This is a genomic window from Elstera sp. (assembly GCF_044372965.1).
Classification (GTDB): domain Bacteria; phylum Pseudomonadota; class Alphaproteobacteria; order Elsterales; family Elsteraceae; genus Elstera.
The window spans coordinates 1-10190 of the sequence record NZ_JBILQX010000130.1; the positions used below are offsets into that span (position 1 = coordinate 1).

At 61.4% G+C, this 10190-nt stretch carries 13 protein-coding genes; 4 read left to right on the plus strand and 9 right to left on the minus strand.

Features of this window, described 5'->3' with window-relative positions:
* Positions 1-280: 280 nt before the first annotated feature.
* On the plus strand, positions 281-742 hold the full coding sequence (locus ACIQ36_RS14560) for a MucR family transcriptional regulator (RefSeq protein WP_395830532.1): 462 nt from the start codon (positions 281-283) through the stop codon (positions 740-742).
* A gap of 116 nt (positions 743-858) precedes the next feature.
* On the opposite strand, the gene ACIQ36_RS14565 is transcribed toward ACIQ36_RS14560, so the two are convergent.
* Positions 859-1071 carry a DUF6898 family protein gene (locus ACIQ36_RS14565; RefSeq protein ID WP_395830534.1) on the minus strand — a complete coding sequence of 71 codons (213 nt, stop codon included), beginning with the start codon at positions 1069-1071 and terminating at the stop codon, positions 859-861.
* A gap of 18 nt (positions 1072-1089) precedes the next feature.
* Complete coding sequence (locus ACIQ36_RS14570; protein ID WP_395830536.1) at positions 1090-1563, minus strand: hypothetical protein; 474 nt, start codon at positions 1561-1563, stop codon at positions 1090-1092.
* A 153-nt stretch (positions 1564-1716) separates the two neighbouring features.
* Between ACIQ36_RS14570 and ACIQ36_RS14575 the strand changes: the two genes are divergently transcribed.
* Positions 1717-2691 (plus strand): magnesium transporter CorA family protein, encoded by a 975-nt coding sequence (locus ACIQ36_RS14575; protein ID WP_395830538.1) that lies wholly within the window; start codon positions 1717-1719, stop codon positions 2689-2691.
* On the opposite strand, the gene ACIQ36_RS14580 is transcribed toward ACIQ36_RS14575, so the two are convergent.
* From ACIQ36_RS14580 to ACIQ36_RS14605, 6 genes are all read right to left on the minus strand, one after another.
* Positions 2688-3605 carry a glycosyltransferase family 2 protein gene (locus ACIQ36_RS14580; RefSeq protein WP_395830540.1) on the minus strand — a complete coding sequence of 306 codons (918 nt, stop codon included), beginning with the start codon at positions 3603-3605 and terminating at the stop codon, positions 2688-2690. The genes ACIQ36_RS14575 and ACIQ36_RS14580 overlap by 4 nt on opposite strands.
* 113 nt (positions 3606-3718) lie before the next feature.
* Positions 3719-4807: a BMP family ABC transporter substrate-binding protein gene (locus ACIQ36_RS14585; RefSeq protein ID WP_395830541.1), complete on the minus strand. Its 1089-nt coding sequence runs from the start codon at positions 4805-4807 to the stop codon at positions 3719-3721.
* A 22-nt stretch (positions 4808-4829) separates the two neighbouring features.
* Positions 4830-5750: an ABC transporter permease gene (locus ACIQ36_RS14590; RefSeq protein ID WP_395830543.1), complete on the minus strand. Its 921-nt coding sequence runs from the start codon at positions 5748-5750 to the stop codon at positions 4830-4832.
* Between the two features lie 8 nt (positions 5751-5758).
* Complete coding sequence (locus ACIQ36_RS14595) at positions 5759-6853, minus strand: ABC transporter permease (protein ID WP_395830545.1); 1095 nt, start codon at positions 6851-6853, stop codon at positions 5759-5761.
* Positions 6843-8387: an ABC transporter ATP-binding protein gene (locus ACIQ36_RS14600; RefSeq protein WP_395830547.1), complete on the minus strand. Its 1545-nt coding sequence runs from the start codon at positions 8385-8387 to the stop codon at positions 6843-6845. The genes ACIQ36_RS14595 and ACIQ36_RS14600 overlap by 11 nt, the downstream gene beginning before the upstream one ends.
* A 67-nt stretch (positions 8388-8454) precedes the next feature.
* Entirely contained in the window at positions 8455-9159 is a 705-nt protein-coding gene (locus ACIQ36_RS14605; protein ID WP_395830549.1) for an ArsR/SmtB family transcription factor, read from the minus strand.
* Positions 9160-9226: 67 nt separating this feature from the next.
* Between ACIQ36_RS14605 and ACIQ36_RS14610 the strand changes: the two genes are divergently transcribed.
* A complete protein-coding gene (locus ACIQ36_RS14610) occupies positions 9227-9574 on the plus strand; it encodes an NIPSNAP family protein (protein WP_395830551.1) in 348 nt (115 codons plus the stop codon).
* Positions 9571-9918, plus strand: a complete 348-nt coding sequence (locus tag ACIQ36_RS14615; protein WP_395830553.1) for an antibiotic biosynthesis monooxygenase family protein — start codon at positions 9571-9573, stop codon at positions 9916-9918. Before ACIQ36_RS14610 ends, ACIQ36_RS14615 begins: the two co-directional genes overlap by 4 nt.
* A 3-nt stretch (positions 9919-9921) precedes the next feature.
* Here ACIQ36_RS14615 and ACIQ36_RS14620 read toward each other — a convergent pair.
* Positions 9922-10190, minus strand: a 269-nt coding sequence (locus tag ACIQ36_RS14620; protein WP_395830556.1) for an HAD hydrolase-like protein, incomplete at its 5' end; no start/stop codon positions are given.

Genomic DNA, 10190 nt, shown 5'->3' on the forward strand with positions numbered 1-10190 from the left:
TCAGCACTTGTTGCAGGGGCAACACTTGAGAAGAGGCGCGACCATAACATATGGGCCGGGAAGGTCAAACGCTGCCGCCCCCCGGATGATGCAAGGGTGCCATCCCTACGCCCTTATCCGGTCGGAAATTACGCCTCGACAGTTGTTTTTGTGAAATTTACTCATAGACCCGCGTTACGGTATTTTCATGAAACCTGATATGATTTTTGTAGAAAGATGATTAGGCCCACTCTATAATAATCTCACCTTAGAAATTGTAACCTATGGCGATATCTCACCGATGAGCGAAGAAACGAATACCATTGCATTGCCGCAAACTATCCTATTGGACCTGACGACTCAGGTGGTTGCAGCTTATGTTGGTCGGAATGATGTTCCCCCCAGTCAGATCACCGATCTGATCCACACGGTGTTTGCAACGCTGAAGGATATTTCGATCGATAAACCGGTTGAAGTGGTCGAGCCGCAGAAACCCGCCGTTCCCATCAAACGCTCGATATTTCCAGACTATATCATTTGTTTGGAAGACGGTAAAAAGCTGAAGATGCTGAAGCGTCATTTACGCACGGCCTACAACCTGACCCCTGATGACTATCGCGCCAAATGGGGGCTCCCGGCCGACTACCCGATGGTTGCGCCCAACTACGCCGAGCAGCGGTCGCAATTTGCCAAGCAGATCGGCTTAGGCCGTACAGGACTTGCCGATGTTACCCGCGGGCGCCGTAAGAAGATTTCGGCCTAAGCGAATATCGTAGCGCTATAGGGATAACGCGGCACCAGGGGTGCCGCGTTTATTATCCGTACCCGACAAATTCTATAATAATTCGCAAGATCGGCGAGAAAATTTACCGGCGGTCGTTAGAGCGAAAAACCACTCGCCCGTGACCTGACCGCCGTCGCGAGCATGCGTTGCAGCTTATTGCATGCCTGCCGGCTCAGAATCGCATCCGCCGCTGCCGCCGGGCCGACTATCGAAGCCTCTTGCCCCGTGCGCGGGTCCACCGCCGTGGCTTTGGCGTAGCTGCCTTGGCGAATGATCTCGATGAGAAAAGACTCCCGCTGTCCGGTCATGGCAAAGGGTTCCGTAGGTTAAGGGTCGATTGTGCAGACAAGGGTTTTCTGAACCGCTTTTAGAACAGGTTCGTCCATATAACGCCCGCCGCAGCGCTGGGAATAGTCGGCCACGCGCGCATTATAGGCCGTGGTTTGGGTTTGCAGGCCAGGATAGACATCCTGCTCCAGCCGCGCCTCGTCGTCATCGCGTTTTTCCATTTGGGCGCGAAAGGCGTCGACCGACATTGGATCGTTCACATTGACCGTCGGGCGTTTGGCGTTCAGGGCGGTCGTTTGGTCGGCGATGGACCGGCGCAGCGCCTCATAAGTCGCGCGCACCGCCCCTAACTCCCCTTCCCGCTTCAAGACGGACTGATTGAGGCAGAGGCAGGTCGCAATCTCGCGCGCATCGGTCATCAGCGTTCCCGCCGGTGATTGGGCGAGCGCGGGCGCTGCTATCCCCAGCAGCGTGAGAATGAAACCTGTCTGAACAATACCCTTAGCGCGCATTCTTATGCTCCCACCGTGTCGTCCGTAGAATCCGATTTTGCCGAGCATTATTCAATTGCGAATGCGGCACGACAAAGGCACTTTGCGCCCACACCCTTGCCGCTTCCTTTTGCAGCGTCCTCGAAGAAGATTTGCTGCCCCGCGAGGTGCTTCATGCTGACCCTGTTCCTCTCTGCCGATGCCGCAACCCAGCGGCTTCCCTTGGGCGAGTTGCCGACCCATCTGCCGCCCGCCATGTGGTACGATCTGCTGGAGCCGACGACCGCTGAAATCCACGCGGTTCAGCGCAGCTTGGGCATCGAGCTTCCCAGCCGCGAAGAGATGCAGGAAATCGAAGTCTCCAGTCGCCTTTACGAGGAGGACGGCGCGCTGTTCATGACCGTTTCGATCATGTCGAAGTTCGATAGCGGCCGGCCTGAAACCAATGCCGTTACCTTCGTGCTGACGCCAAAAGCGCTTGTGACCGTGCGCTATGCCGACCCGCTGCCGTTCATTCAATTCGCCAACCGGGTACAGCGTAACCCCACCCAATGGGCGGGCTCCGATACCGTCTGGACCGGGCTGCTGGAAACCCTCGTGGACCGGGTCGCCGACGTGCTAGAGCGTATCTCTGCCGATCTGGAGCGCACGGGGCAGCGGGTGTTCGACAGTAAGGACGCGAAGGGCCGCACCGGCGTTGCGTTGGAAGAGGCCCTATCGAAAATCGGCCGCTCCGGGCAGATGGTCTCGGGTATTTCGGAAAGCTTGATGACGCTGAACCGCGCCATTGCTTATGCGGGCAATATTGGCGGTAGCTGGCTCAGCAAGGACGCCCGCAATACGGTAAAGATGCTCACCCGCGATATTAAATCGCTGCACGATCACGCGGGCTTCTTGTCGCAGAAGGTGAACTTCCTGCTCGATGCCACCTTGGGCCTAATCAATATCGAACAGAATTCCATCATCAAAATCTTTACCGTCGCCTCGGTGGCTTTTCTGCCGCCAACGCTGATTGCCAGCATCTACGGGATGAATTTCGAAATTCAGCCCGAATTGAAATGGGATTTTGGCTACCCGATGGCGATTATGCTGATGATCCTGTCGGCCCTCGGCCCGTATCTCTATTTCAAGCGCAAGGGCTGGATTTAAGGCTTTCGGATGCTTCCCGTTGCCTGAAAAGCCGACAACGTCGCGTGGAGTAAATCCGCTCGCCGTAACGGCACCTGCGGCGGCAGATAGGACAGGCCGTAACGTAAGAATGCCCCGACCGGAGCCGCTTGCTGCGCTTCCCGCCGCAACCACTTTAGCGCCCGGCCTGCTGCCCGGTTGAGGGCGAGGCGCTGCAACGCTGCGGGTATCTCCGGGTGATCTTCGACCAGATAGGCGAGCGCCGCATTAAAATCATGGAACATCTGCCGCTTCTGGCTCAGCATGATGCGGCTTTCGTCCGTCGCCGGGCCTTGCCAGACCGGCCGGTCCGTCAGCAGCACGCGGCCCGCGCAGCAGGCGCGCAACGACAGCGAATAATCATGTACCCATACGCGCGCGTCGCAGCCACCGAAGGCGCGGGCAAAGTCGGTGCGGATCAGTGTGCCGCTCATGTTAGACGGCGCGTGGCGGATCATCGCCTGGAGCGCTTCTTCTGGGCGGACAATCCAGGTTGCCGCCGGAACTTCGGGCGGAAACACTGGCCCGTTCCCGGTATAGAAGCCGCCTTGGGCAATAATGGCATCGGCCTGATAAGCGGCACGATCCGCTAGCAGCGTTGCGGTCGCCGTGGGGGCCAGCAGATCGTCCCCATCCAGAAGGTGGCAGAGCGGAAAACCCGCCGCCGCAAGCCCGGCATTGATCGCTTGGCCGGGACCGTGATCCTCGACATGAATAACCCGCAGCCGCGCATCCTGCGCCGCTTCGGCCTCGGCATAGGCCCCCACCCCATCGGGCGAGGCGGGATCGACGACGATAATCTCATAGGTTTCGAGCCCCTGCTGGGCGCGAATCGCGGCGAGCACGGCGGGGAGATGGGCGCGTTTGCCGAAGGCATTGATGACGTAGGAGATCATGCTGCGGCGTTATCATGATACCGCAAGCCATTCAAGGCACTCGCCCCCCAAGCTTCAAATAAAAAGGAGCGGCCAAAGCCGCTCCTTTCCACCGCAATCGATACAGGACCGGCTTATTTCTTCGGCAGATCGCCCGAAACGCCCTGCACGTACCAATCCATCGACAGGATGTCCTTATCCGTCGCCGTCTTGCCCGCCGCAACCCGCTCTTTGCCGTCCTTATCCAGAATCGGTCCGGTGAACGGATGACGTTTGCCTGCGATAATATCCTTGCGGGCGGTTTCGGCGAGGTCCACCACATCCTTCGGCAGCACCGGGTTATAGGGGGCGAGTGCCACCATGCCCGTTTCGAACCCTTCCCAAACGTCGCCCGACTTCCAGGTCTTCTCCATTACCGCCTTCGTCCGGGCGACGTAATAGGCATCCCAATTGTCGACGATCGCGGTCAGATGCGCCTTGGGGCCGAATTTGGTCATGTCGGACGCCTGACCGAAGGCGTAAACGCCGCGCTCTTCGGCCACCTGGATCGGGGCCGGGCTGTCGGTATGCTGGGTGAGAATATCCGCACCTTGATCGAGCAGCGCTTTGGCGGCGGCGGCTTCCTTACCCGGATCGTACCAGGAGTTTACATAGATCACCTTCACCTGCGCGTCGGGGCGAACCGACTTCAGCGCCAGAGTAAAGGCATTGATACCGCTAACCACTTCGGGGATTGGCACGGAGGCGATGTAACCGACCACGCCGGTTTTCGTCATTTTACCCGCAATCAGGCCGATCACGGTGCGGCCTTCGTGGAACTTGGCGGCATAGGTCGCCACATTCGCCGACCGCTTGAAGCCCGTGGCATGCTCGAAGAAAACCTTCGGGTTGCGCGCGGCCACCTTCAGAGTGGGCTCCATATAGCCAAAGCTGGTGGTGAAAATCAGGTTATTACCCTTGGCGGCGAGCTGCTGAATAACCCGCTCGGCATCGGCCCCTTCCGGCACGCTTTCCACATAGGTGGTTTCGACCTTGCCGGGGAAGGCTTTTTCGATCGCCAACCGGCCTTCGTTATGGCGGTAGCTCCAGCCGTGATCGCCAATCGGGCCGACGTAGACAAAGGCTACTTTGGTTTTGGCGTCGGCAGCCAGGGCCGCGCCTGCGGTCAGGCTGAGGGCGGCAACGGCACCAACAAGAAGAGCTTTAAGAGTTCGGGAAGTCACGGGGAATACTCCTTCCGCGCGGTTAACGATCAGGGTGAAAACTTTTGCCCAGGGCCGCCGGCGCATTCAGCTTGATGCGCACGGCATCGCGCGACATCAGCACCAGCACCAGCACCGTGGCCAAATAAGGAAGCATCGAGAGAAACTGCGACGGGATCGGCACGCCCAAACCTTGCAGATGCAGTTGCGCCAGGGTCATCGCGCCGAACAGATAGGCCCCCGCCAGCACGCGCAGGGGCCGCCAAGTGCCGAACACCACCAGCGCCAGCGCAATCCAGCCGCGCCCCGAGGTCATATTCTCCGCCCACATCGGCGTATAGGCCAGCGATAAGTAAGCGCCGCCGAGCCCCGACAGCGCCCCGCCGGTGAGAATCGCCATGAGTTGCACGCGCCGCACCGACAGGCCAAGGCCGTGGGCCACCTGGGGCGATTCGCCGACCGCCCGTAACGTCAGCCCCAGCCGCGTGCGCGTAATGACCCGATGGGCCAGAAACGTAAGCGCCAGCGACAGATACACCAGCAGATCATGCCCGAACAGCAGCGGCCCGATCACCGGTAAATCGCTGATACCGGGAATCGACAGGACCGGCAGGCGCGGAATCGGCTGCCCAACCAAATTCTTGCCAATCAGCGCCGACAGTCCCAAGCCGAACAGGGTCAAGGCGAGGCCGGTCGCGACCTGATTGGTCAGCAGCACGAGCACGAGAACCGCGAACAGCGCCGACAGCAGAACGCCCGCCAACGCCCCGGCGATGACGCCAAAATAGGCATTGCCCGATTGATGGGCAACGGCGAAGGCGCACACCGCGCCAACCAGCATCATGCCTTCGACGCCCAAATTCAGAACGCCCGACTTTTCGGTAATGAGTTCTCCCAGGGCCGCGAGCAGCAAAGGGGTCGAAGCCATCATCACGGCCACCAGAATCGATGCGGCAATATCCATTCCTGCGCCTACCCCCGACGAATGCGATAGGCGAGAAGCACGTCGCAGGCCAACACGAAGAAGAGCAACAAACCCTGAAACACGGTTCCCACCGAAGCCGAGAGCTTCAACGTTACCTGGGCGGCCTCCGACCCGATATAGGATAGCGCCAGCAATAGCGCCGCCGCGCAGATGCCGAAGGGGTTCAACCGCCCGAGAAAGGCGACGATGATGGCCGTGAACCCATAGCCCGGCGAAACGGTGGGCATCAGTTGGCCAATCGGTCCCGCCACTTCCAGCATCCCCGCGAGCCCGGCGCAGCCGCCGCCGATGAGAAGGCAGGTCCAGACGACGCCCGGCGCGGAAAATCCGGCAAAGCGTGCCGCCGCAGGCGCAAGCCCGGTCGCCGTCAGCTTATAACCGAGCAACGAGCGCGTCAGCACCGCTTGCGCCGCCACCGCCGCCACGATCACCACAAGCAGCCCCCAATGCAGCCGGAACCCCTCCAGAATTGGCGGCATCAGCGCGTCGGCATCAAACGGCCGGCTTTGCGGGAAGTTGTACCCATCCGGGTCGCGCCACGGGCCGGTCACTAGATAGCCCAGGAAAAGCTGCGCCACATAGGTCAGCATCAGGCTGGTCAGAATTTCATTGGCGTTGAAGCGCGTCCGCAGCAGCGCCGGAATCGCCGCATAGGCAACCCCGCCGCCGAGCCCCGCCAGCGCCATCATCGGCAGACTCCACCAGCCGCCACTATTCCAGAAGATCAACGCGACTCCGCCCGCACAAATCGCACCAACGGTAAGTTGCCCCTCCGCGCCGATGTTCCAAACATTCGCCCGAAACCCTAGCGACAGGCCAAGGGCGATGAGGGCCAGCGGAATCGCCTTAACGCCGAGTTCAGTCCAGCCGTAGAGGTCCGAAATCGGTTCTATGAAAAAGCCATAGAGCGCCTTGAGCGGATCAACGCCCAGCAGGGCAAACAGCCCCGCCCCGCTCAGCACCGTCAACGCCAGCGCCAACAAAGGCGTCGCATAGACCAACCAGCGCGGCGTTTCCGTCCGGGCTTCCAGACGCAGGCTAAATCCCCGCTTTGCCGATACAACGGCGGCTTCAGGCGGCATCCGCCACGCCTCCCATCATCAATCCCACCGTCTCCTGGCTGAGTTCCGCCGTTGGGACTGCAAGACTGAGGCCACCGTGAAACAGCGCCGCCATTCGGTCGCAGAGGGTGAAGAGTTCGTCGAGGTCTTGGCTGATGACCAGCACCGCCGTTCCCGCCTCGGCCAATGCCAACAGCGCCCGGTGAATCGCCGCCGCCGCACCGGCATCGACGCCCCAGGTCGGGGCCGCGACGATCAGCACTTTCGGATTGGCCAGGATTTCGCGGCCCATAATAAATTTCTGCAAGTTCCCGCCCGAGAGCCGCCGGGCGAGGCTGCCCGCCGTCGGCGGCATCACGCGGTAATCAGCGATGATTTTTTCGGCAAAGGCTTTCATCGCCCCGCGCTTCAGCCACCCACCCGCAACCAACTCGGGTCGCTGCCAGCCGGAAAGGATACTATTCGCCGTCAAATCGAGATCGGGCACCGCCGAGCGGCCCAAGCGCTCTTCCGGGACGTAGGATAGGCCGACCGAACGCCGCGCCGCCACGGGCAGCGCGCCAATTGGCTGATTATCGAGCCGGATCACATCGGGCGCGACCAGCACTTCGCCACCCAAAGCTGCCAGAAGTTCGGACTGGCCGCTGCCCGCAAGCCCCGCCACGCCCAGAATTTCCCCAGCGCGCAAGGAAAAGCTGATGTTCTTAAGATCGATCCCCAAGGGATCGTCGGCCTTGCGCGCGAGATTCTGCACCGAAAACCGCACCGGCGCGTCGGCCTTTAAATGCGTCGCGCGCCGGGTTGGCCGGTCCACCTTCCCCACCATTTTTTCCGCCATCATCGCCGGGGAGGTGGTGCGCGGATCGCAGCTATCGACCACTTTGCCCGCGCGCAGGATCGTCGCCCGATCACACAGTGCCTGAATTTCCGGTAGCTTGTGGGAAATATAGAGAATGGTCCGCCCCTCGGACACCAGCCGCCGCAGCGTGACGAACAGGGCATCGGCTTCCTGCGGGGTAAGCACCGAGGTCGGCTCGTCGAGAATCAGCAGGCGGGGGTCTTGCAGCAGGCAGCGAATAATCTCAACACGCTGGCGCTCGCCGCTCGAGAGGGCATGGACTGCACGATTCGGATCGAGCGCAAGCCCATAGCGTTTGGAAAGCTCCAGGATTTCATCGGCCAAACTCTCACCGACCCGCCCTTCCGGGAGCGCGAGGGCGATGTTTTCCGTCACCGTCAGGGTTTCGAACAGGACGAAATGCTGGAACACCATGCCGATGCCCGCCGCCCGCGCTGCTGCCGGATCGGTGAAGGCCACCGGCGCGCCTTCCCACTGGATCGTGCCCTCGTCGGCCTGGAGCAGACCATAGATGATCTTCATCAGGGTGCTTTTGCCCGCGCCATTCTCACCGAGCAGCGCGTGGATTTCCCCCGGCATCAGGGTGAGATCGACCCCATCGACGGCGCGAACACCGGGAAAATGCTTCTTGATTCCGCGCACGATCAACCGTGGCGTTCCCTGGGTTTGGCTCACCTGTTTTTGGCTCTCCGTCACCCGCTCCCCCCGCGCCCGATTGTTACGGTTTAGCGTGGCACGAGATGGCAGCGGGAATCAACGGGGGTTAAGCGGGGTTTTCGGCGGTGCGATAGGGAGCGAGACGAAATGTCGCCGCGAAGGCTTTTGCGCCCGAGGGTGTGAAGCGCACGACCCGCCCCGGCTCCCGCTTCGCCCAACCTTGCGCCCCGATGAAGGCCAGTGTTTCGGCCCCCAAGGCCCCGCCCAGATGGGCGCGGCGTTCGCTCCAATCCAGGCAATGGCGGCACAGGGGCCGCCGCCCGCGCCCCAAGGACGGCAGATCGAAGCCAAGCCCGGCAAAAAAGCCCCGCCCTGTCTCGGTCAAGGTCGGCGTATCAAGCGGGGTTAGAAAGCCTTGCTGAACCAACCCATCGAACAGCGCCACGCCCTTTTCCCCGGCAAGATGATCGTAACAAACGCGCGCTTCGCGCAAAGCCGGGTCTTTTGGCCCCGTGCGGGTGCGCGTGGCCCCGGTGCGCTGGGCGAGCCCCATCAGCCCTTCCAGTACATCCGCCACATCCGGCCCGGAGAGGCGGAAATAGCGATGCCGCCCCTGTTTCGCCGCCGCCAATAATCCGGCACTCTCGAGCTTGCCGAGATGTTCGCTTGCGGTCGGCAGGGCAATCCCGGCGGCCTGCGCCAGTTCCGAGACGGTCAGCGCGCGCCCATCCATCAGCGCCGTCAGCATATTGGCGCGGGCGGGATCGCCGATCAGGGCGGCGAGCGGGGCAATGGTGGGGCCTTCTTTCATACTTCGGTTATAGCCGAAGCATGGAAGCCGCTCAAGCCGCTAAGATCGGGCATCCAACCAGGAGAACATGATGACCGCCGACACGAAAATCGCCTGTTTCATTCGCTATGAAATCGACCCGTTCAAGGTCGAAGCCTTCCAGCATTACGCCCAGGTTTGGGGTCAGGCGATCCCGGCCTGCGGGGCCGATCTCTTCGGCTATTTCGCGCCCTACGAGGGCTCGGCCACCACCGCTTACGGCGTCTACACGCTGCCCAATCTCGCCGCCTACGAAGAATACCGCGCCCGGCTGCGCGACAGCGCCTTGGGCCGCGAAAACTATCAGTTCGCCAAGCGCGAGCAGTTCATTCGCCGCGAGGACCGCATCTTCCTGCGCCTTGCCTCCGCCCCGCACGCGGGCCTGATAAAGCCATGATCGCCGTCATCTTCGAAGTCTGGCCCGCCGAGGGCCAGACCGCCACCTATCTCGATACGGCGGCCCTCTTGAAAGAAGAGTTACTCGGAATCGACGGGTTTATCTCCATCGAGCGTTTCGAGAGCCTCGCGACGCCGGGTAAACTGCTCTCGCTCTCCTTCTGGCGCGATGAAGCCGCTGTACTCGACTGGCGCAACCGCCCCGCCCACCGTGCGGCGCAAAGTCTGGGGCGCAGCGGGGTTTTTCAGAACTACCGCCTGCGGATTGCGTCCGTTATTCGCGACTATGGCTTAACCGACCGCAAGGAAGCCCCGGAGGATAGTCGCGCCGCCCATTCGGCGTAATCTTTACTGGAGCCGGTGCAGCACGTAGGTCGGCTGCGCCTGCTCCTGGGTCATGAGGTGCGACAAGGCGGCCTCGTCGAACCAACCATCGGATTCGAGCTTGAGCGCTTCGCCATGGACGCCGCTGGTGATCAAGACCGAGTCGATGCCCGCACCGTTCGCGCCCTTAATGTCGGTCTTCAACCCATCGCCGATGGCGAGCACGCGGGCGCGCTCGATCCCGTCAAGATGGGCCAGGCAGGTAGCATAAACGCCGGGGAAGGGTTTGCCGT

What these genes read in the sequence shown, in the direction of transcription:
- ACIQ36_RS14590 (WP_395830543.1), bottom strand. Translation starts at nt 5,750, where the DNA reads ATGGATATTGCCGCATCGATTCTGGTGGCCGTGATGATGGCTTCGACC.
- ACIQ36_RS14610 (WP_395830551.1), top strand. Translation starts at nt 9,227, where the DNA reads ATGATGACCGCCGACACGAAAATCGCCTGTTTCATTCGCTATGAAATC.
- ACIQ36_RS14575 (WP_395830538.1), top strand. Translation starts at nt 1,717, where the DNA reads ATGCTGACCCTGTTCCTCTCTGCCGATGCCGCAACCCAGCGGCTTCCC.
- ACIQ36_RS14615 (WP_395830553.1), top strand. Translation starts at nt 9,571, where the DNA reads ATGATCGCCGTCATCTTCGAAGTCTGGCCCGCCGAGGGCCAGACCGCC.
- ACIQ36_RS14605 (WP_395830549.1), bottom strand. Translation starts at nt 9,159, where the DNA reads ATGAAAGAAGGCCCCACCATTGCCCCGCTCGCCGCCCTGATCGGCGAT.
- ACIQ36_RS14595 (WP_395830545.1), bottom strand. Translation starts at nt 6,853, where the DNA reads ATGCCGCCTGAAGCCGCCGTTGTATCGGCAAAGCGGGGATTTAGCCTG.
- ACIQ36_RS14580 (WP_395830540.1), bottom strand. Translation starts at nt 3,605, where the DNA reads ATGATCTCCTACGTCATCAATGCCTTCGGCAAACGCGCCCATCTCCCC.
- ACIQ36_RS14565 (WP_395830534.1), bottom strand. Translation starts at nt 1,071, where the DNA reads ATGACCGGACAGCGGGAGTCTTTTCTCATCGAGATCATTCGCCAAGGC.
- ACIQ36_RS14560 (WP_395830532.1), top strand. Translation starts at nt 281, where the DNA reads ATGAGCGAAGAAACGAATACCATTGCATTGCCGCAAACTATCCTATTG.
- ACIQ36_RS14570 (WP_395830536.1), bottom strand. Translation starts at nt 1,563, where the DNA reads ATGCGCGCTAAGGGTATTGTTCAGACAGGTTTCATTCTCACGCTGCTG.